Here is a 20022-nt window from a genome sequence, read left to right as displayed (position 1 = left end):
GTCTGGGGGCGCGCTCATGCCGGCACCTGCCCCGTCGCGGTCTCCAGGGCCAGGGAGGCGTGCGTCACCCGGTCGGCGAACTCCCGCATCCAGGTGTCCTGGGTGGGGGTGGGCTCGACGCGTCCGTAGCGCACGGCGTCGAACAAGTCGGCCGCCTCATCCATCTGCCCGGCAAGCGCCCCCAGGGCCCGGGCGGCGAGCCTCGCCGCCTCGTGCGCGGTCATACCCGGGTAGTCCTCAATGGCACCGCGCTCGTCCAAGGAGCGCACCACCGCCCGGAATCGCTCGACGACGGCGGTCGCCCAGTCGCCCCGCGCGGCGGCCGCGTCGGCGGCACGGGTCAGGGCGGCGGCATCGCGGTCATCCTCGAACAGTGGCGCATCGGGCCGGGTGACGCGTCGTGCCAGGTGACCCGGGTTATCAGGGCCACCAGGCCGCCAAGAGGGCCGCCAGCAGGGCCGCCACCAGCAGGGTGGACAGCCAGGCCGGCGCCCCGGGGACGGCGTCGCGCGGATCCAGGTGCTGGCTCAGCCACTGCCATATCCGTTGCCACAGGCTCGCCGCCTGGTGGTAGACGGGCTTGGCCAGTTCCTCCTCGACGGCGCGGCGTGCCTGGTCGGCGTCGGGTGTGGCCGGGACGTCCCCGGATACGCCGCTGCGTCCCCCCGCGCTCATGAAGCGGGCGGCATTGAGGAGCGGTACCGGGGGCAACGCGGTCATATTCTCAGCGGGTCCGGCTCACACGTCAGCGGAGCGGCGCAACTCCACGTCCAGGCCTTCGCGGCGCATGCGCAGGTCGATGTAGATCAGGGCGACAACGGCCGCGGAGAACGGCATGATCACCGCGCTGAGCAGGAAGCTCAGGAAGGTGACCAGCACGTCCGCCGCAGCACTAATGGCCGCGCCTGGGGCCAGCACGCTAGTGGCACCGGCCACCAGCCCCAGCGGGAAGGCGATGAGGGAGGACACCAAACCGGTCAACAGTGCAGACAGCAGCAGCGCACCCAACACCCGCCAGAAACTGCCGCGGGTCAACTGCCAGGAGCGACGGATGCCCTCCCACACGCTCACGTTCTCCAGGATCAGCGCGGCCCCGGCCACCGACAACCGCACCCCGATGAAGGCCGCGGCGATGAGGCGCCAACCAGTAGCAGGAAGCCCAACAACATCACAAGCAGCACCTGGCTGTCACCGGACCCGTCGCTGTTGAGCGTCGTGAAGAACACGCTGCCGAGGATCAGGCCCACGCCCACGATTACCAGCACGGCGACCAGGGCGGTGATCAGGTTGACCAGGACGGACTGACCGATCAGGGCCCAGATGCGCGGCCGGGTGCGCTCCCACACGTCCGCGGGGGTGGCGATGCGCCCCAGCACCGAGCGGGAGACGGTCACGATCAGCAGGCCGGTCAGGACGGCGGTGGCCAGCAACGTGATCAGCCCGTCCACCAGCGAGGTGGTCAGGGTGCCCCCGAGCAGAGACAAGGTGTTGTTGAAGGCATCAAGCTGCGAGACCGTGGGGTCGTAGTCGTCGTAGTAGGCGGTGGAGGACAGGGAGACCAGGGAGCGCCTGGTGATGAATGCCTGCAGCGCCGAGAGCAGGCCCGCCGCGCCCATGACCAACAGGGCGGGCAGGAACATGGCCCGCGGATTAGCGCGCAGGGACTCGAAGGCGCCCCCGATGATCTCGGTGATACTCAGCGGCCGCAGCGGGATGATGCCGGGCTTGGGGGCGGCGAAGAATCCGCCCGGGCCCGCCGAGTAGGGCCCGCCGGTCGGTTGACCGTACTGGCTGTACTGGCCGAATTGGCCATACTGGGGGGCGGGCCCATAGCCCGGTCCGGCTGGGCCCGGCCGCCCGTCAGCGGGCTGCTCGGGCTCCGGGCCGTAGGCGCCATAGCGCGGGAGGGGCGCCGAGCCAGGGGTCTTTCCGGCGTCGACGGGAGAGCCGTCAGTGGGGCCGTCGCCGGAGGGAGACTGCCATCCGGTGTTGTCGCTGCTCATGGGCATACTGTTTCACGTCGCCGGCCCTCGCGCTCTCCACCCCGAGGAGGAGAAAAACCCTCCCATCGACCTTAGCGGCCACTAAGTATAATATGATGAAGGTCACTGAGGGGCGTGTGGCGTCCATATGCAGCGCATGCGCGTGTCAAGATAGGCGCCATGCGCACTCGCATTCTGGTCGTTGACGATGACACTGCCCTGGCCGAGATGATCGGCATCATGCTCGAGGCGGAGGACTACACTCCGTCCTTCTGCGCCGACGGCGCGAAGGCGCTCGACGCCTTCCATGAGACCGACCCGGACCTGGTCCTCCTGGACCTCATGCTCCCCGGTCTGGACGGCGTGGAGATCTGCAAACTCATCCGCGCCGAGTCCGACGTGCCGATCATCATGCTCACCGCCCGCACGGACACCCAGGACGTGGTCGCCGGCCTCGAAGCCGGTGCGGACGACTACGTCACCAAGCCCTTCAAGTCCAAGGAGTTGCTGGCGCGCGTGCGCACCCGCCTGCGCCGCAACGTGGACGCCAACGGCGCCGAGCACGTGCGTGTCGGAGACCTGGACATCGACGTCTCCGGCCACCAGGTCCACCGCGGCGAGACCCCCATCAACCTCACCCCCCTGGAGTTCGACCTGCTGGTCACGCTCGCCCGCACTCCTTGGAAGGTGTTCACCCGCGAGGAACTGCTGGAGCAGGTTTGGGGCTACCAGCACGCCGCTGACACGCGGCTGGTGAACGTCCACGTCCAGCGCCTGCGGGCCAAGATTGAGAAGGACCCCGAGCACCCCAGCATCGTGGTCACCGTGCGCGGCGTGGGCTACCGCGCCGGCGACGGCAAGTGACGCCGGGACGGCCGGCACCTAAGGCCGGCCTCCCGCACCTGATGCGCCGCTTGAGGCACTGACGTGGATAGCCAGGGGCCGGCCCGGCACTCGGGACACGCTGGCTTGTCATCCCCACTGCGGGCGGCGCGTCGCTCACTGGGCACCTCCATGGTGCTGTTCGCCACTGCCGCCGGGATCGTACTGATCGCGGTGCTGCTGGTGGTTGTGACCATGACCATCCGCAACGACGTCTTCTCCCAGCGGCGTGCAGCCATCCTCGACGACGCCCACCAACGCACCGTCGCCGCCCAGGCCGCCTTCGACGTGGCCACGGTGAACACGGCGGACGACCTGACCACCACCGCGCAGGCACAGCTCGCCGCCATCAACAGTTCCTTCGCCGGGGCCGGCGGCGTTGGCGTGTCCCTGCGGCGCGCCGGAGATGAAACCTCCACCACCGTCATCAACGATCTGACCACCGACGCCGGCCTGGTGGCACTCGTCACCGACGACCTGGTAGCGCAGGTGGACGCCGGGCAGGCAGGGACCGAGTACTCCCAATCCGTGGGCATTCCGGACTCGGACGGCGACACCGACCCGGGCCTCGTCGTCGGCTCCCGACTCAACCTGCCGCTGGCCGGCAGCTACGACCTGTTCCTCGTGTACACGCTGGCCCCCGAACAGCACGTGATCGACCTGGCCACTCGGGCCATCATCATTGCCGGAGCCGGCTTCCTGCTCATCCTCATCGTCGGCCTGTGGGCCCTGGCCTCACGCGTACTCATCCCCATTCGCCGGGCCTCCCTGGCCGCCGAGCGGCTGGCCGCCGGGCATCTCAACGAGCGGCTGCCAGTGGTCGGGGAGAACGAGATCGCCACCCTGTCCCGCTCCTTCAACAACATGGCCGACTCGCTCGAGGCGCAGATTCAGGCGTGGGAGAACCTGTCGAAGGTAGAGAAACTGTTCGTCTCCGACGTCTCCCACGAGCTGCGTACTCCCCTGGCCTCCATCCGGCTGGCCGCCGAGCAGATCTGGCAGTCCCGCGACGAGATCCAAGATCCCTTCGCCGCCCGCAGCCTGGAGATCCTCATGCGTGAGATCGACCGCTTCGAACAGATGCTGTCCGATCTGCTGGAGATCTCCCGCATCGACTCCGGCCGGGTGCAGTTGCGCGCCGCCGAGGCGGACATCACCGCCGCCCTGCGCGGCGTGCTGGATCTGGTGGCGGTCCACGTCGAGGCCTCCGGCTCGCAGATCCGCCTGCACCTGCCCGGCGAGCCGGTAGTTGCCGAGGTGGATGTGGCCCGGGTGGAGCGCATTCTGCGCAACCTCATCGTCAACGCCCTCGAGCATGCCGAGGGCTCACCGATCGACATCACCGTCGCCGCCAGCGACGACGCCGTCGCCGTGCGCGTGCGCGACCACGGAGTGGGTATGAGCCCGGACGTGGTCAAGAAGGTATTCGACCGCTTCTACCGCGCCGACCCCTCCCGCAAACGCACCCTGGGCGGCACCGGACTGGGCCTGTCCATCTCCCTTGAGGACGCCGTCCTCCACGGCGGCACCCTCACCGCCTGGGGCTGGCCCGCCGACGGCGCCTCCTTTCTGCTGACCCTGCCGCGTCGCCTCGGCCCGGACGCGACCCCCGGCACGTTCACCAAGCCCGGCCCCCTGGGCGTGGTCCCCGACGACGCCCCGCCCGTCTCCCGCGCCGGCACCCACGACATCGAACCGGATGAGGCCTCGCCGGTCTCCTCGGCGCTGACCCCGTCCCCGGCCTCCCGCCGCTCCGACGTCGACCGCGACGACGACGCGGAGATCGCCGGCCCCACCGCCAGCGAGCCCGGGGCTCCCGGCCCGGGCGGAGCCGACGGTCGGAACGAGTCCCCCACCGCGAAAACTCCTGAAGACGCACGGTTGCACGGGCTGCGCGAGGACGAACGCCCATGAGCACACCCGCCCCCGGTCGGAGTTCTGGCGCGCCGGGACTGCCGCGCCGACGCGCGCTCACGGCCCTGCTGCTGGGTGGCGCGGGCACGCTCGCCGCCTGCACCGGTCTGCCCACGTCCGGGGAGGTTTCCGGCTCCGACGTCGCCCACGGCGCAGACGAGCAGTTCATCCAGAGCGCGGCCGGGCCGGCCGATGGCGCCGCCCCCGAGGAGATCGTCACCGGCTTCCTGCGTGCCTGTGCGGCCGGCTTCTTCGACGACTTCGCCACCGCCCGCACCTTCTTGACGCAGGACGCCGCCGACTCCTGGCAGCCCACCGCGATGGTTAGTGTCTACGACGGTTCGACCGCTCCGGTCGTCACCCTCGTCGGCGACGCGGTGAGCGTGACGGTGGATCTGATCGGCGACGTCGACCCTGCCGGCGTATTCACCGATGCCGCCGAGTCCGACCACAACTGCCGCTACGCGTTGGCGGCAGACGACGCCGGCCAGTGGCGCATAGCGGAGCTGCCGGCCGGCATGCTCCTGTCCGATGGCGACCTGAGCACCGAGTTCGCCGACGCGCCCCTGTATTTTCTCACCCCCGACCGCGAGCGTCTGATCCCGGAGCTGCGATGGCTGCCGCGACACGAACTGCCCCGGCGCCTGGTCGAAGCGCTGTTGGGCGGGCCCTCCGCCTGGCTCGCCGCGGGGGTGGTCACGGCCGTCCCCGACACCGCCGCAGTGGGTGATGACGGCGTCGTCGTGGAGACCGGCACCGCCAAAGTGAATCTGACCGGCCTGGGCGCATTGGACCGGGCACAGTCCGAGCTGCTGGTCGCCCAAATCCGGGCCACCCTGGCCGGTGCGACATCCGACGGCGGCTTCCAGGTGCAGGAGGTGGCCGTACGAGCCGACGGTCAGGAACTCGGGACGGCGGCGGCCCTCCCCGCCGTAGACGCCGACCCCGGGGCGGTGGTCGGCATGTGTGCGGGCGCGGTCGTGCAGGGCACTGCCTCCACCCGCACCACCCTGGTGGCGGCTCAGACCCTGGGAGCCGGCCCCGCTTCCCACCCCACGCTCGGGGCCGACGGGACCGTCTACGTTTTGAGCCGCTCCAGTCTGCTGCGCGTGCCGGCCGGTGCGGACGCGGCCGACGTGATCCTGTCGGTGGGGGACGCCGACGCCGAGGCCGACTCCCCTGAACTACTCGCCCCCGTCGCCGACCGCCACGGCTGGGTGTGGACTGCCGCCGCCGGCACTCTGCTGGCGGTGGACGGCCGCGGCCGGCGCGCCGCACTCGCGGCCCCCTGGCTGGAGGGCCGGGAGGTTTTGGCCTTCGACCTCGCCGCCGAGTCCGCCCGCATCGTGGTGCGCCACCGCACCGACGGTTCGGCACAGCGGGTGAGCGTGGCCGCCATCGTCCGCGATGGGGGCACCCCCACCGGGCTGGGCGAGCCGCTGGAGCTGCCGGCCGCCGTCGCTGCCCGCACCGACGCCGTCGTCTGGTACGACCCGGTGAGCGTCGCCGTCCTGGCGGCGGCCGCGGACGGGCAGGCCGCGACGGCGGCAACGGGCGTGACCCGCGTCCCGGTGGGCGGGCCGCTGAGCACCCCGATTACCTCTCCGGCGGCGGTCCTCTTGGCCGCCGACCGCGTTACCGGAACCTTGCAACTGACCGACGCGGACGGCCAGGTCTGGCAGCGCAGCGGGGCCGCCTGGCGGGTGGGTGCCACCGACGTCACCGACCTCGCCTTTCCACTGGCCTGAGTCAGAATGCCGGGCCTTCACCCCGGCGAGTCAGTACAGCAGGAGGTTGCGGGAGGACTGGGCGGCGGCGTCGGGCACGGTCGGCAGCACGGAGATGAACGTGCCCGGTGCGTCCCCGGACACCTCGGCGGTGACCACGGCTGCGGCGGAGACCTGCTGCCCGCTCGCGCCGGTGAGCACCAGTGCGGACACGTCGTCGGGTACCTTCGGCGTGAGCGTTTTGGTAGCGGGGACGGTGACGTCATCGGTCCATTCCCCGTCCGCGGAGGCCAGGGTGACGGTGGCGTCCGCCTGGCCGGTGTTGGTCAGCACGACGGTGGTTTCCAGGCCGTCGTCGCGGGGCAGGGCAAGAGTGGAGCCCGCGGCGTCGACGGCGGCCTGCACCCAAGCGGTGTCGTGGGCGAGGGCGCCGGAGCGGTCGGGGTACTCCCCCGCGCTGCGGACGAGCTTGACGGCAGCGGCAACCGCGGTGTCCGAGGTGACGTGCACGGCGTAGGCGCCGGGGTCCACGCCCGCCAGGGAAACATCGAAGACGGCGCCGGGGTCCACGGTCATGGCGGTGGCGCCCGGCAGCTCCTCCTCGCCGTCGGCGCCGATCAGGGAGATCGACACGGTGGCCGGGGTGCCGGCGGGGTTGACCACGCGCACCACCGGAGAGTCGGAGGAGGCGGCACCGTCGACCTCCGTCTCCCCCTGCGCGGCGGGCTCCACAAGCACGACGCCGGGGACGGTCAGGTCGGTGTCGGGGGCGGCCCCGGCCGTGAGCGTGTCGACGCCGGCGGGGGTCTCGCCGTCGAGCGATTCGGTGACCAGGGCGGGAATGAGCGAGCCGCCGTCCGCCTCCACGCTCAGCGCCAGGCGGTCGTCCTGAGCTCCGGCGCTCTCGAGCAGCACGCCGACGGTCTCGCCAGCGCTCACGGCCACCTGCCCTGAGGAGGGCAGGGTGAGTTCACCGGTGGAGCCGTACAGGTGGATGGTGGCGGTCACCGTAGTGACACCGGGGTTGGTCAGCCGCAGTTCGGAGGAGGAGCCCACGGCCCCCGAGCCGCCGACGATCCAGGCGACCGAGGCGGGGGTGGCGCAGGGGGCGGCGCTCAGGCCGCGCAGGTCGCCGCCTGCCGTCACGGTGGTGACCACGCCAATAGCGCCGGCGGCCTGACCGCCGGAGGACCGCACCGTCAAGATACCGCCCTGCGCCGTATCCGATGTGGTGGTGGCATCCGCGAGTGGCTGGGAGCCATAGGTGAGGGCGGAGTCGGCGTCGAGAGCGGTGATGGTGGTGGACGCCTCGGGCTCGTCGATGTCGATGCCGCCGATGGTGTTGCTGGGGGCGGCGGGGCAGGCGTAGACGACGTCGGAGGCGGGCGCGGGCACGGCGGTGGCGGTCACGTTCTGGCTGGTGGCGCGGGGGCTGCCGGTCCCCCACCAGGTCAGGGCGAGGACCGCGGCCAATACCAGGAGCGCCGAGGCGACGCGCCCGGTGATGGCGAAGAGTCTGCGGCGGGAGGGGGTCATACGGTGCTCCTCCGGCGGCGCAGGGGCAGGGCGAACAAGGCGGTAATGGCCCAGATGACGGGGATTCCGCGGGAGGCGATGGTGCCGAGGGTGGTGCCGTGGGTGACCACGAGTTCGCCGCCGCCGGCGGGGACGATGAAGGCGGTGCGCCAGCGGCCGGCCGCGTCGGGCACGGTGGTGGTCTGGAGGGCCTGGCCGTCCAGCGTGGCCCGCCAGGCGCCGTCGTTGCGTTCAGCAAGCATGAGCACACGCCGACCGGTGTCCGCCTGCAGGGTGGTGCGCACAACCGTGGCTCCGGCGGCGGTGGCGGGGACGGCGGTGGCGGTGCCGTCGGCGGCCCGCAGCGTGACCCGGGCGGATACGGCGGTGGCGGGGGCGACCCGCCAGGAGGTGCCGGAGTCGGTGCGGGCGAGCTGTTCCAGGCCGGGGGTGGCCTCCAAGCCGGCGCGAGTGGAGGCGGTCAGTTCATCACCGGCGGCGTCGGTTAGCAACACGACGGCGATGCCGTGGGCGGCCAGCGCATCGGCCACGTCCTCGTCCTGGCCGGCGGCGGCGCGCGCCACCAGGTCGGCGAGTTCGGCGTCGGCCGGGTCGGTCAGGGTGGTGGCGAGCCGGGCGTCTGCCTGGGTAGACGCGGGACCTGCGGCGACGGTGGTTTCGGCGGCTGTGCGCGCGGCAAGTTGGGCGGCGAGGACGTCGGGGGTCACGTCCGTCAGCTGGGTGCCGTCCCCGCGCCAGAGGCGCACGCGCAGTCCGGAGTCGCTTCCCGACAGGATCAGCACGCGTCCGGCGGTGTCGGAGGCCTGAATCTCGGCGGCGATCAGGGGGACGCTGCTGCCGGCGGGTCGCAGGGCCAGCAGGTCGGCGTCGGTGCCGGTCGCGGTTGAGGCGTGGGCCGCCAACGCCCAGGCACCGCCCGTGCTCAGTGGAGCGGCGACGGCGATGACGCTGACACCCACCAGTCCGATGCGCGCCCAGCGCCTCCAGCCGGGAGCGTGGGCGGGCAGGGCCGCATACGCGGCGTCGCCGGCGGCCAGGGCGGCGGTGAGCAGACCGGCCAGGGCGAAGGAGATGCCGGTACCGGCCCAGGCGGTGACGGTGAGCGAACCGGTACCGTCGGTATGGGTACCGACTCCGGTGATGACCCGCGTCCCGGCGGCGGCCAGGGCCGTCCCGCCCAGCACCAGGAGGAAGCCGGCGCGGGCACGGTTGCCGCGCCGCCCGCCGGTCAGCAGTCCGCAAACGGCGGCGGCGGGGACGACGGCGAGCAGGGCCTTGACGGCCAGCGCGAGGGCCGGGTCGGTGATCAGGGACTCGACGTCTTGAGGCATGCCCAGGAGGGTTTCGATGGTGCTGGGCGGCGCAACGGCGATGGGCAGGCCGGTGTCGGTGAGCAGGTAGCGCACGGCGTCGCCCGCGTCACGGCCCGGGCCAGGCGTGCGGCGCGCCACCAGGCGGGGGCGGCGGTGGCCGCCACGGGCGCAAGCGCCAGCAGCAGGCGCAGGGCGCTACGGCGCACGCATACCGCCAGCGCAATCAGGCCGAGAACGATGAGCGCGGCGGTGGCGGGGGCGGCGGCCACGATCAGGCTGAGCAGCAGTCCCGCTGCGGCGGCGGCCGTGGGCGAGCCGGGGCCGTACCGCTCGGGCAGGGGCAGAGGCGGGCCAGCGCTTTCGGTCGCGTCGACGGGCTCCGCCGCGGCGGCGTCATCGGTCGTCGTCGAGGGTTCCGCGTCCGCGGTCGCGTCGGCGGTCGGGGAGGCGTCGGCCGGGGCGGCGGATGCATTGACCTCAGAGGCGTCGGCGGTCTGTGCCGGCTGGGGGGCCTCGGAGCATCGTCGGCGAGCTCGGCCAAGTCCTCCAGGCGCTCGGCGGCGAAACGGTCGAGTTCGGCCTTCTCCGCCTGGGTGGCGTGGTGCGCGCCCACCATTCCCGACAGGACCACGTCGCGCCGGTCCGCCCCCACGGCGCGCGCGAGCGCCATCAGGCCCACGGCAGTGTCAGGTGCACGATGACGGAGGTCAGGCGGCCCTGCCCGATGGCCAGCAGCAGCGCCGGTGCCAGCGCCCACACGAGCGCCGCCCAGGCGCGCAACGGGTTGCGGCGAGTCACGGCGCCGGCGGCGTACCAGGCGCCGAGCGCCGCCAGGGGGATGGCCAGCACCAGCAGGATGTGCACCAGGCGTCACCGTCGAGGCCACCCCAGGAGCCGATCGCCACCGGCAGGGCCAGGGCGGCCAGCAGCGGGTTCAAGACGGCGGGGTAGCCGTCTGCGGAGGTGGCCCAGGTGGACCAGGCGGCGTCCCACAGGTCGCGTCCGTTCGCCCCCAGGCCGGGCAGCGCGGCGCCGGTCACCGTGCGGGTGACCAGGACCTGCGACAGCCCGACGGCGGCGAAGGCTCCCGCCACGATCAGCGTGCCCACCAGGGTGAGGCGGCGACGCCGGGTCAGGGCCGCCAACTCGCGCAGCTCCAGCTCACTGCGGGCAGCCTCGCGGGCGGCGCGCTCGCGCTCCTGGCGCCGCTGGTCGCGGCGGGCGGCGCGGATGTCGGCAGCGCTGACGTACAGCTCGGACAGTACGGAGCGGCGCACGCTCTGGTGTGCGGCGAGCCGCCTGCGGCCGCGCCGGATCGTTGCGCCGCTGCGGGCGACGGCGAGGGCGGCGGCCAACTCGTCGCGGGCCAACGTGGGCGCTTGGTCAGCAGCCGCCAAGCGGCACGGGCCAGCCCGAGCAGGACGATCCAGGTCAGCAGCGCCGGCACGGGGCGAGCCGAGAAGGTCGCCCACGCGGTCAGTTGCGCAATGCGCCGGGCGCGGAAGGAGCGGTCCGGGTCGGGTTCGGGGACGGTGGTGGCCGGAGGCGTGTCGGTCGACTGATCGTCGTGCGACCCGACCCGGTGTGGACCATGGGGCTGCTGGGCGGGGCGCAGGCCGAGATAGCTGGCGCGGCGGTGACGCAGGAAGGCGTCGGGGACCACGACCACGCGGTGGCCGGCCAGGCGTACGGCGCGGGACAGCTCCAGGCCATCGTCGAAGATCGGGAACGCCGGCGAGGCGCCGTCGAGCTGGTCCCATACGGCGCGGTCGATCAGGGCCCCGGCGGTGCCGACGGCAAGCATGTCGGTACGGTCGTCGTGCTGTCCCTGGTCAACCTCTCCCTCCACGACGTCGTTGGCGCGGCGGGCGGAGGCGGTGGTGCGCAGGCCCACCTCAAGCAGTTCGTGGGGCCGCTCCCAGTCGACCTGCTTGGGCCCCGCCAGGGCGATCGAGCGGGCGGTATGCACGACCGCTAGCAGTGCCGCCAGGCAGTCGGGATCGGGGGCGGAGTCGTCGTGCAGCAGCCACAGCCAGGAGCCTTCGTCGGGCTCGACGGTGGGGGCGTCTGCCCCGGCGACTCGGTAGACCTCGGCCTCGGAGATCGGCGACATGGCACCGGTGGGGCCGGTCAGCTGCCCGGAGGAGGTGGTCACTGCGCCGGTGGCCGCAGCCGGCCGACCCGTCTGGTGCGTCCCGGTGAAGTGGTCGCGGTGACGGCGGCGCTTGCGGTTGCCCTTGGCGATCAGCTCCGCGTACTTGGTCAGGCCACGCCCAACGGCATCACCGAAACCGGCAGCCTCGGGGACGTGCACTACGCGCACGGCGGTCGCTGCGTCGGCGCCGGATTCGACCACGGCCTCCTCGATGGGGGTGCCGTCACCGAGTCCGTTGGCACGGGAGGCGACGTCGACGATCAGCAACACGTCGGGAGCGACGGTCTGGCCGGCCAGGGCCCGCAGGGTTTCAGGCAGGTAGGTAGTGACCCCGGCTGAGACGAGGACTGCAAGGACCCCGCCGGGTGCAGGTTGCTGGGCGGCGCTTCCCGCCTGGCTCATACCGCGCGCCGTTTGAGCTTGCGGCGCTCGCGCTCGGACAGCCCTCCCCAAATCCCGAAGCGCTCATCGTTGGCCAGGGCGTACTCCAAGCATTCCTCGCGGACTTCACAGGAGGCGCATACGCGCTTGGCTTCGCGAGTGGAGCCGCCCTTCTCAGGGAAGAAGGCCTCGGGGTCGGTCTGAGCGCACAGCGCGCGCTCCTGCCAGGCCAGGGGGCCTTCGTCGGGGTCGTCGTCGCCGAGCAGAAGGAGGAGCGCCTCGTCGTCGGCGTCGTCGGACCGCTCAAGCGGCCCGTCGCCGAGGATGTTCCACACGATGGCTTCCCTTCAGGATGCAGACGATGTTTACGTAGAATTACACGGGTGTGAGCCGCTGCGAGTCAAGCCGTGGCCAAGAACTTCACTTAATTGCGACGACGCGCAGATCGGCGCAGACACGCCGTTACACTATCTAATTCTTCATCTATTGTGACGTGGCCCACAGCTGGTATCCGGTTGCGGCGCACCGCCACGCACCGGCGTTGTTACGGCCATCTTCATGACCTGGAACATGAAGGCGCCACGGCAGCGGCGAGCGGCCTCTGCTTAGATCTGTGCTGTGACCCGCACCGCCGACCGCATCCACGACCCTCTCACCGCACTGCTCCCCACGGCCACGGACGCCGATCGCGCCTGGCTCGTGTGGTACGCGCCGGGCGAGCGGGTGGAACTGACCGGACGTGTGCTGGACATGTGGCAGTGCAAGATCGCCAATCTGCTCACCGAGGAAGCCCCGGTCGCAGGCACCGAGCCGGGCCTGCTCGTACATCTGGGCATGGGAGTGCACTGGCGCACGGTGACCTGGTGCTGCGGCGCCTGGCTCGCCGGCGGGACGGTTACCTTCACCTCCCCCGCCGACGTGTCGGTGGCCTTTGCGCCGAACGAGTTGGACGCACATGCGCAGCTGCAGGTGTTGGTGCCGCGCGCCGCCCTGGCCATGCACTGGCCCGGGTCGCTGCCGCCGCTGGTGCTCGATGGCGTAGCCGACGTCATGTCGCAACCGGACGCCTTTACCGCGCCGGTAGTCGATGGCGCCCGCGCCGCGGTCCGGCAGGACGCGACGCAGGCTCCAGGCGCACCCGCGCAGGCGTCGCGCACCGCCCTGGTCGCGGGACTGGCCGAGTCGTCAAACCCGACCGACGCGCCCGACGGATCCGACAGCACCGAACGCGCGCCTGGAACTGGGGCGCGGCCGCGAGCCGCGCTCGTGTGCTCCAACACCGCCCTGGAGGCGATGCGCGGCGTGCTCGCCGCCTGGCGCAACGGACTGACCGCGGTGCTCGTCTCCCCGGACGCTGACGCAGAGCTCATTCAGGCGGCGGCCCGCCAGGAGGGCGCCTAACCGACCGGCCGCCGATGTCGGTAGTAGTTACGTCCACCTGCGACAATCGACTCAGATCAGGCGTTAGCGAGATAAGCCTCAAGCGCCTCGCGAATAACGGCTGATGCGGTGGTGCCGTGCTTCTCAACGTATGCGTCCAAGGCGGCGTTGGTGCGCTCGGGTAGGCGCACCTGGCGGCGGGGAGAGCGCCCGCGCCCAGCTGCGCGACTACGACCGAGGGTCGGGCGACCACGGAATATGTCGTCGAGCTCGGCATCGCTGATGCGTGTGCCATCCCGGCGGGCACCATGACCGATGATGGGTACGCGACCCGCGGTCACATCCTCGTCGTACTGGTCGTAGTAGACCTCTTCAGCGTCGGTGAGGGCACGGGACTCGTTGCTCATAGTTGTCTCCTTCAGTGATCCAAACCGCTTAACGGTCGGCCGGCGGCACCAAGTGACGGTAGAGGTCAGAAACCTCCATGGCACGAAAGATGATTCGGCGACCTCTGCCGTCGACGGACACCCCGACTTCGAGATACCGAAACGCCTGAGGATGGGGCAGCCCCACAAACATGAACGACCGCACCCCCGGGCGACGAGATTCGAGGAGCTCGTAGTCGACATGATGCGTCACGGCATACTCCGCATCGGCGTGCGGCACACCGTGCTTGTCGGCCGAGGCACTGAACTCGAAGTTCACTCGTTTATGGTAGTACCGTTTTGTGGTACAGACAAGCCCAGGAAGGGAAGGACGACAAAGCTACGGTCACCCGAAACGCGGCACCCGATGCCGTCCCAACAGGTCCTACGGCACGTCGGCCTGGACCACCGTGCCCTCCCCCTCGACGGCGAGGGTGCGCTCGTCGGCGCCGACGAACAGCGCCTGTCCTCGCACCAGCGACGCCTGCCCGGCCGGAGTGGTCACCTTCGTATTCCCCTCCGTGGCCAGCACAATCCGCGGTCCGCGGCCGGGAACCTGCACACGCCCGTCGGAGGGGACGACGGTGGTCACCAGCAGCTCGAAGTCGTCCACCGGCACGTAATAGGCGCGGGTAGCCCGGGACAGGTACTCGGGTGCCGGACGCACCGGCGGCGCCGCCACGTAGTCCACGCAGGCCAGCATCTCCGGCACGTCCACGTGCTTGGTGGTCAGCCCGGCACGCAGCACATTGTCCGAAGAGGCCATCACCTCAATGCCCATGCCCGAGATATAGGCGTGGACGCTACCCGCGGGCACGAACAACGCCTCACCCGGCCGCAGGGTGACGGGGTTGAGCAGCAACGCCGCCGCTACGCCCGGATCGCCGGGGAAGGATCGCCACATGCTGATCACATTGGAGTCCACGCGCCGCGACGGCGAGTCTCCGGCGGTGAGCCGGACGTCGATCTCCTCCACCAGTTCAGCGATCTCCGCGGGCGCGGGCCGGGTAGCGGCGGAGACGAGGTCGGTGAACACCTGTCGGATCCCGAAGCGGGTCGGATTCAGCCGCAGGGTACGTCGCATGCGCCGGGCCAACGGGGACCGCAGCTCGGCCAACACCTCGGCAGCCCGCCGCGGCGCACGGAAGCCGGCAACCGCCTCGAAATGGGTCAGCGCCAGCACCATCTCCGGTTTGTGGTTGGTGTCCTTGTAGTTGCGCACCGGGCTGGTCAAGGGGACGCCGGCCTCGTTCTCCAGCTCATAGCCCTCGACCGCCTGCTCCAGCGAGGGATGCACCTGCAGGGAGAGCACACGGGCCGGGGCGATGAGCTTAAGCAGGAACGGCAGCTTGGGTCCGAAGCGCCGCACCACATCCTGGCCGAGCAGGCGCTGCGGGTCGGAGTCGATTAGCGCGGCAGGGTACGGTCACCTACACGGGTAGGACCGGCGGGGTGAGCGCCATACCACTGCTCGGCCCAGGCTCGCCGTCCTCCTGGATGCCGAGAAACTCAGGTATGGCCTCGGGCGAGCCCCAGTCGTAGCGCTGCCGCGCACCGTCAAGACGTTCCATGAGCGCCAACGGTAGCCGACGAGTCGGTTCTGAAGCGGCGCGCACAGCGGAATCACGCAAACCTGTCCTGCCTACTTGCAGCGAAAAGAACCCCGGATGGTCCAGACTGTGCCCATGCGAGGCATCATCCTGGCCGGCGGCTCCGGCACGCGTCTGAACCCCATCACTCTGGGCACCTCCAAGCAGCTGGTGCCGGTGTACGACAAGCCGATGATCTACTACCCGCTGAGCACGCTCATGCTCGCTGGCATCCAGGACGTGCTGGTCATCACCACGCCGCATGACGCGCCCAGCTTCCACCGACTGCTGGGCGACGGCTCCCAGCTGGGCGTCAACCTGTCCTACACGGTGCAGGAGGTCCCCAACGGCCTGGCGCAGGCCTTCGTACTGGGAGCGGACTTCATCGGCGACCAGCCGGCCGCCTGGTGCTGGGCGACAACATCTTCTACGGCCCCGGCATGGGCACGCGCCTGCGCCGCCACACCAACCCCGACGGCGGCGTCGTCTACGCCTACCAGGTCGCCGACCCGACCGCCTACGGCGTAGTGGAGTTCGACGCCGATTCAAGGCCGTGTCCATCGAGGAGAAGCCCGCCCACCCCAAGTCCGACTACGCCGTACCCGGCCTGTACTTCTACGACAACGACGTGGTGGAGATCGCCAAGAACCTTGAGCCTTCCGCGCGCGGCGAGTACGAGATCACCGACGTTAACCGCACCTACCTGGACGCCGGTCGACTCACCGTGGAGGTGCTGCCCCGCGGCACCGCCTGGCTGGACACCGGTACCTTCGACTCACTGGCCGACGCCACCGGCTTCGTGCGCACCGTCCAGCACCGCCAGGGCCTGAACATCGGCTGCCCGGAGGAAGTCGCCTGGCGCATGGGCTTCATCGACGACGATGGCCTGCGCGAGCGCGCCGAGCCGCTGGTCAAGTCCGGCTACGGCCAGTACCTGCTCGGCCTGCTTGAGCGCGAGCGGAGCTGATGCCGAATAGGCGGGGCGACTTCGTCGCCCCGCCTATTCATGCAGCCCTTCAGAGCCAGGAGAATACCCGAAACGGACACCCCAGCAGATCACTTCGGCCGCACAGCGTACGGCATGATTCCGGAGGTGTAGACCGTGACTTCACAAACGGTCCTTCCCGGGCTGGGGGCATGAATCATCTTGTTGTTTCCAACATAGATCGCCACGTGGTGGATTCCGGCCGCAGTTCCGTTTGATGACCAGAACAACAAATCGCCAGCCCGGGCTTGCGCCCGTGAAATACGGGTCCCCTGGTTATACTGAGCGCTCGCCTTATGAGTAAGCGAGACACCAGCGGATCTCCACGCCAGCATGGTGAGCCCCGAGCAGTCAACACCCGAGCGCGACTCGCCTCCCCATTTATAGGGGACTCCGATGTAGCTGCGCGCCGCCTCCACAGCCTTATCACCCGCCGTGCTACCGGAAGACGCAGAAGAAAGCGTATCGCTACAGATAGCCGGGCTCGTGCTATTATTCATGCCAAGCCTCATATTTCCCTGGCTGCTCCCACTCCCAGCCGTCCACAGGGATCCAGTGTTGGCCTGGAAAGCCACATGATAACCCCCCGATGCAAGCCCCGTAATCGCAGGCGATGTGCCTTGCTTCATGCCAAGCTTGTATGAGGAAAACCCTTTGGCACTATCCCAGTGCTGCAGCGAGTGGCCACTCCCCTGGAAAGCAATACGATAGGTATTATTGCCACCACCTTTCGCAATGGCAGGACTCGACTTGGAGTCGAGCTTATTCCCCAAACGAGAACTATAAACATCCCCGGTCACCCACAACTCGCCCGTGTTAGCCTGAAAGGCAGTCTGATATCCGCCACCAACCCAGGCGATACTTGGAGAGGTTCCCGGCATCATCCCAAGCTTATGGTCGTGGCCCGCGCCGGTAGCGCTACCATAGGTCCACAGGCTGGTCGTGTTAGCTTGAAATGCAATGCGGTAGGCGCCGTTCGGGCCTGGAGCAATACACGGGGAAGTTCCTTTCCTCATACCGAGCTTCAAATCACGAGCACCCGTCTTGCTACTCCACACAGACAGACTACCATTACTTGCCTGATAGGCAGCCACAATAGTTCCATTAGACAAACGACAAACCGACGGCGACGTTCCAGCCATCATCTTGAGACCAGTGTTAGCCTTGACCGCACTACCGTAGAGCACCAGCACACCCGTATTTGCTTGGAACGCCATTTGGTAGCCTTTTTCAACTTTGACTATCGACGGACTAGTGTCGGCCAACATGCCTTGACTATGGTCATCAGAAGCCGACCACCACAACTTACCCGTGTTCGCCTGAAACGCGAATACAAAACCATTCGAAGCCGCCTCCGCATTAGGGACTACCTGCGGAGCCAAAGTGGTCACAGCAAGCGTGGATGCCGCAGCCACTCCCCCCACAAGCACCTGGCGACGATTTAACTTCGTATCGGGCAGAGTATGCACAGGGCGCATATACATAACCAGACTCTCCTTGAGTCGAACGGGCAGGGACGGAGTCATCTTTGATCCGCACTAACAGGATAGCGCGTAAATCACGCGAGAGCGGCATCACAAACGGTCTCACCTTCATTGCAATAACGCACAAAAGCCTATTATGAACTACTGTTTCATAGGCCGTTCACAACCCGCCATATCAGCGACCGCCGTTGCATATTAGTTGTTAGACTAAATAATCGTGTTGTAATTCCTCACGCATCCGCACGCTGACCACTATTGTATTTGTCTCAGCGCCCCCACAGGCTTGCTAGTCGAGTCGCGGCTCCGCCGCTCCGCTCGCGGCAAGTAGTCTGTGTTAACAAGGGCAGTGTGAGCAGTTTCACATCTTCGGCTGCGCTCCGAATCGAGACGCAGGTGATCGAGGATACTGAGAGCCCGGCAATAGGTCACAGGTAAGAGTGATGCCAGGCTGTTTGGGGGCGTTCACGACTGCTAGATCGGAGTCGGCGAGTGGTGCACTCGCGGGGGGACGTCCTCACTCCGCCGTCGGCACAACGCCGGTGCGGGGCGCCAGCCGCCACTTGCATGACTGGTGCCCCGCGTCGAACCATTACAGCTCGATCGTCGGCACGTAGGCGTCCAGGCGCTCCATGGAGTTGCCCGGCGTGAAGCCTGTCGCCTTGATCTTGCTCAGGTCGAGGGCGCTGCGAAGCGGGCGCGGGGCGATGCCCTCCTGCCCGGCGTAGTACTCGGCGGTGGACACGGGCGTGACCTCGTCGGCGCTGTGCCCCACCAGTTCGAACACGCGCTTGGCGACATCGCACCAGGAGACCACAGGTCCCTCACCGGACAGGTTGTAGGTGCCGAACTCGGCGCCGGTGCGCAGCAGGTGGATGATGCCGGCCGCCAGGTCGGTGGTGAAGGTGAGTCGGCCGGTCTGGTCATCCACCACCTTCGGGGCGATGCCGCGTGCGGCCAGCGAGGCCATGGTCTTGGCGAAGTTCTTGCCGTCGCCCACCACCCAGGAGGTGCGCACCAGGTAGTGGTTGGGGGCCGCTTCGACGGCGGCGTCGCCGCCCGCCTTCGACTGGCCGTACACGCCCAGCGGGCTGGGGGGCTCGGCCTCCGTGTGCGGCTCGAGCGTGCCGTCGAAGGTGTACTCGCTGGAGATGTGCACCAGGGTCAGCCCGTGGCGGGCCGCCTCCCGGGCCAGGTTGGCCGGGCCGGTGGCGTTGGCGCGCCAGGACAGGGGCCGCCCCTCAGCGGTCTCAGCGCCGTCGACGTTCGTCCAGGCGGCGGCATTGATGATGATGTCGTAAGCGGACCAGTCCCAGGCGGCCATGGCCTCGGCGTCGGAGATATCCACCTCCGGCAGGTCCACGCCGGTGGGGGTGTATCCGGCCTCGGGCAGCTGCTTCATGAGCTCGCGGCCGAGCTGGCCCTTGCAGCCGGTCACCAGCACGCGCTTGCCGCCCGCGGCGCCATCGGTGGCGGCGAAGGGAACGACGTCGGCCAGGCGCGGGTGAGCGCGGTCCTTGTCGGACTGGATCGCTCGGTCCAGCGGGATCGGCCACGGCACAGCGACTGTCTCATCCGCCAGGTTCAGGAAGGTGTACTGGGCGTCGGGCGACCAGTGGTCGTTGACCAGGTAGGTGTAGGCGGTGTTGGGCTCCAGCGTCTGGTAGGCGTTGCCCACGCCCTTGGGCACGAACACGGCCACCGACGGGTCGATCTCGGTGGTGTACACGGTGCCGAAGGACGGCCCCTCCCGCAGATCCACCCAGGCGCCAAAGACTCGCCCGGTGGCCACCGACACGTACTTGTCCCACGGCTCGGCGTGGATGCCGCGAGTCACCCCGACCTCATCGTTGAAGGAGATGTTGTTCTGCACCGGCCCGAAGTCCGGCAGCCCCAGGGCCGTCATCTTCTCCCGCTGCCAGTTCTCCTTGAACCAGCCCCGGTTGTCGCCGTGCACGGTCAGATCGATGCGCAGGAAGCCGGGAATCGGGGTGGTCTCAACGCCGAGCGGCTTGAGCAACTCGATGCCGTCGGTGCGGTCGGGGGTGTCGGCGGTGTCAGTCATGGGGCTCCAAATATGGGTGAGAGTAGGTAGGGCCCGTAAGCGGTTACCCCACCCCGTACACGCACAGATCTTATCCGTACCGGGATGCTCACTGCGCGGTTGTCGAGTGACAGCACGGAGGTCGTTGCTGGGACACGGGCCGCGGATCACAACGTGCGGCATACATCTCAAGCATGCCTCGGCGCCTAAACAAGCTTCGTCTTCGAG

The 20022-nt window shown here is 69.3% G+C and carries 19 protein-coding genes and 2 pseudogenes; 5 read left to right on the top strand and 16 right to left on the bottom strand.

Annotated features, from left to right (window positions below; all coding sequences use genetic code 11):
* Positions 1 to 14: 14 nt before the first annotated feature.
* The 4 genes from BW737_RS18360 to BW737_RS09735 form a co-directional block, all read right to left on the bottom strand.
* Positions 15 to 260, bottom strand: a complete 246-nt coding sequence (locus tag BW737_RS18360) for a DUF4129 domain-containing protein (protein WP_257210695.1) — start codon at positions 258 to 260, stop codon at positions 15 to 17.
* 160 nt (positions 261 to 420) lie between these two features.
* Entirely contained in the window at positions 421 to 720 is a 300-nt protein-coding gene (locus BW737_RS18355; RefSeq protein WP_257210694.1) for a hypothetical protein, read from the bottom strand.
* Positions 721 to 738: 18 nt separating this feature from the next.
* Positions 739 to 1134, bottom strand: coding sequence for a glycerophosphoryl diester phosphodiesterase membrane domain-containing protein (locus tag BW737_RS09740; RefSeq protein ID WP_086615256.1), 396 nt, complete (start codon positions 1132 to 1134; stop codon positions 739 to 741).
* Positions 1083 to 2003 (bottom strand): hypothetical protein, encoded by a 921-nt coding sequence (locus tag BW737_RS09735; RefSeq protein ID WP_086615255.1) that lies wholly within the window; start codon positions 2001 to 2003, stop codon positions 1083 to 1085. Before BW737_RS09735 ends, BW737_RS09740 begins: the two co-directional genes overlap by 52 nt.
* 159 nt (positions 2004 to 2162) lie before the next feature.
* On the opposite strand from BW737_RS09735, the gene mtrA reads away from it, so the two are divergent.
* The 3 genes from mtrA (at position 2163) to BW737_RS09720 (ending at position 6526) form a co-directional block, all read left to right on the top strand.
* Complete coding sequence (gene mtrA / locus BW737_RS09730) at positions 2163 to 2846, top strand: MtrAB system response regulator MtrA (protein ID WP_086615254.1); 684 nt, start codon at positions 2163 to 2165, stop codon at positions 2844 to 2846.
* A 105-nt stretch (positions 2847 to 2951) separates the two neighbouring features.
* The gene (gene mtrB / locus BW737_RS09725; protein WP_257210693.1) at positions 2952 to 4778 is read left to right on the top strand and encodes an MtrAB system histidine kinase MtrB; all 1827 of its coding nucleotides are present in this window, start codon (positions 2952 to 2954) and stop codon (positions 4776 to 4778) included.
* Entirely contained in the window at positions 4775 to 6526 is a 1752-nt protein-coding gene (locus tag BW737_RS09720; RefSeq protein WP_086615252.1) for an LpqB family beta-propeller domain-containing protein, read from the top strand. Before mtrB ends, BW737_RS09720 begins: the two co-directional genes overlap by 4 nt.
* A 30-nt stretch (positions 6527 to 6556) precedes the next feature.
* Here the strand turns inward: BW737_RS09720 and BW737_RS09715 are convergent, their stop codons facing one another.
* From BW737_RS09715 to BW737_RS09705, 7 genes are all read right to left on the bottom strand, one after another.
* Positions 6557 to 8041, bottom strand: coding sequence for a DUF5719 family protein (locus BW737_RS09715; RefSeq protein WP_086615251.1), 1485 nt, complete (start codon positions 8039 to 8041; stop codon positions 6557 to 6559).
* Complete coding sequence (locus tag BW737_RS18350) at positions 8038 to 9372, bottom strand: hypothetical protein (protein ID WP_257210692.1); 1335 nt, start codon at positions 9370 to 9372, stop codon at positions 8038 to 8040. Before BW737_RS18350 ends, BW737_RS09715 begins: the two co-directional genes overlap by 4 nt.
* On the bottom strand, positions 9348 to 9623 hold the full coding sequence (locus tag BW737_RS18345; RefSeq protein ID WP_257210691.1) for a hypothetical protein: 276 nt from the start codon (positions 9621 to 9623) through the stop codon (positions 9348 to 9350). The genes BW737_RS18350 and BW737_RS18345 overlap by 25 nt, the downstream gene beginning before the upstream one ends.
* Before the next feature lie 400 nt (positions 9624 to 10023).
* Entirely contained in the window at positions 10024 to 10203 is a 180-nt protein-coding gene (locus tag BW737_RS18340) for a hypothetical protein (protein ID WP_257210690.1), read from the bottom strand.
* Complete coding sequence (locus BW737_RS18335) at positions 10149 to 10499, bottom strand: hypothetical protein (protein WP_257210689.1); 351 nt, start codon at positions 10497 to 10499, stop codon at positions 10149 to 10151. Before BW737_RS18335 ends, BW737_RS18340 begins: the two co-directional genes overlap by 55 nt.
* The gene (locus tag BW737_RS18330) at positions 10487 to 11911 is read right to left on the bottom strand and encodes a glycosyltransferase family 2 protein (protein WP_257210688.1); all 1425 of its coding nucleotides are present in this window, start codon (positions 11909 to 11911) and stop codon (positions 10487 to 10489) included. Before BW737_RS18330 ends, BW737_RS18335 begins: the two co-directional genes overlap by 13 nt.
* The gene (locus tag BW737_RS09705) at positions 11908 to 12156 is read right to left on the bottom strand and encodes a WhiB family transcriptional regulator (RefSeq protein ID WP_275405338.1); all 249 of its coding nucleotides are present in this window, start codon (positions 12154 to 12156) and stop codon (positions 11908 to 11910) included. Before BW737_RS09705 ends, BW737_RS18330 begins: the two co-directional genes overlap by 4 nt.
* Before the next feature lie 352 nt (positions 12157 to 12508).
* On the opposite strand from BW737_RS09705, the gene BW737_RS09700 reads away from it, so the two are divergent.
* Entirely contained in the window at positions 12509 to 13291 is a 783-nt protein-coding gene (locus BW737_RS09700; RefSeq protein WP_257210687.1) for a TIGR03089 family protein, read from the top strand.
* Positions 13292 to 13347: 56 nt separating this feature from the next.
* Here BW737_RS09700 and BW737_RS09695 read toward each other — a convergent pair whose 3' ends face one another.
* The 3 genes and pseudogenes from BW737_RS09695 to manA form a co-directional block, all read right to left on the bottom strand.
* Complete coding sequence (locus tag BW737_RS09695; protein ID WP_086615250.1) at positions 13348 to 13677, bottom strand: ribbon-helix-helix protein, CopG family; 330 nt, start codon at positions 13675 to 13677, stop codon at positions 13348 to 13350.
* Positions 13678 to 13705: 28 nt separating this feature from the next.
* On the bottom strand, positions 13706 to 13975 hold the full coding sequence (locus BW737_RS09690) for a hypothetical protein (protein WP_086615249.1): 270 nt from the start codon (positions 13973 to 13975) through the stop codon (positions 13706 to 13708).
* Positions 13976 to 14080: 105 nt separating this feature from the next.
* Positions 14081 to 15266 (bottom strand): annotated as a pseudogene (gene manA / locus BW737_RS09685) (mannose-6-phosphate isomerase, class I).
* 114 nt (positions 15267 to 15380) lie between these two features.
* Between manA and rfbA the strand changes: the two are divergent.
* Positions 15381 to 16251 (top strand): annotated as a pseudogene (gene rfbA, locus BW737_RS09680) (glucose-1-phosphate thymidylyltransferase RfbA).
* A gap of 89 nt (positions 16252 to 16340) precedes the next feature.
* Here rfbA and BW737_RS09675 read toward each other — a convergent pair.
* Both BW737_RS09675 and BW737_RS09670 read right to left on the bottom strand, forming a co-directional pair.
* Complete coding sequence (locus tag BW737_RS09675; RefSeq protein ID WP_257210686.1) at positions 16341 to 17738, bottom strand: C40 family peptidase; 1398 nt, start codon at positions 17736 to 17738, stop codon at positions 16341 to 16343.
* Between the two features lie 604 nt (positions 17739 to 18342).
* A complete protein-coding gene (locus BW737_RS09670) occupies positions 18343 to 19815 on the bottom strand; it encodes a sugar nucleotide-binding protein (RefSeq protein WP_086615247.1) in 1473 nt (490 codons plus the stop codon).
* Positions 19816 to 20022: the final 207 nt, after the last annotated feature.

It is taken from the genome of Actinomyces ruminis (genome assembly GCF_002154335.2).
Taxonomy (GTDB): Bacteria; Actinomycetota; Actinomycetes; order Actinomycetales; family Actinomycetaceae; genus Actinomyces; species Actinomyces ruminis.
This window is presented reverse-complemented; position numbering and strand designations above follow the sequence as displayed.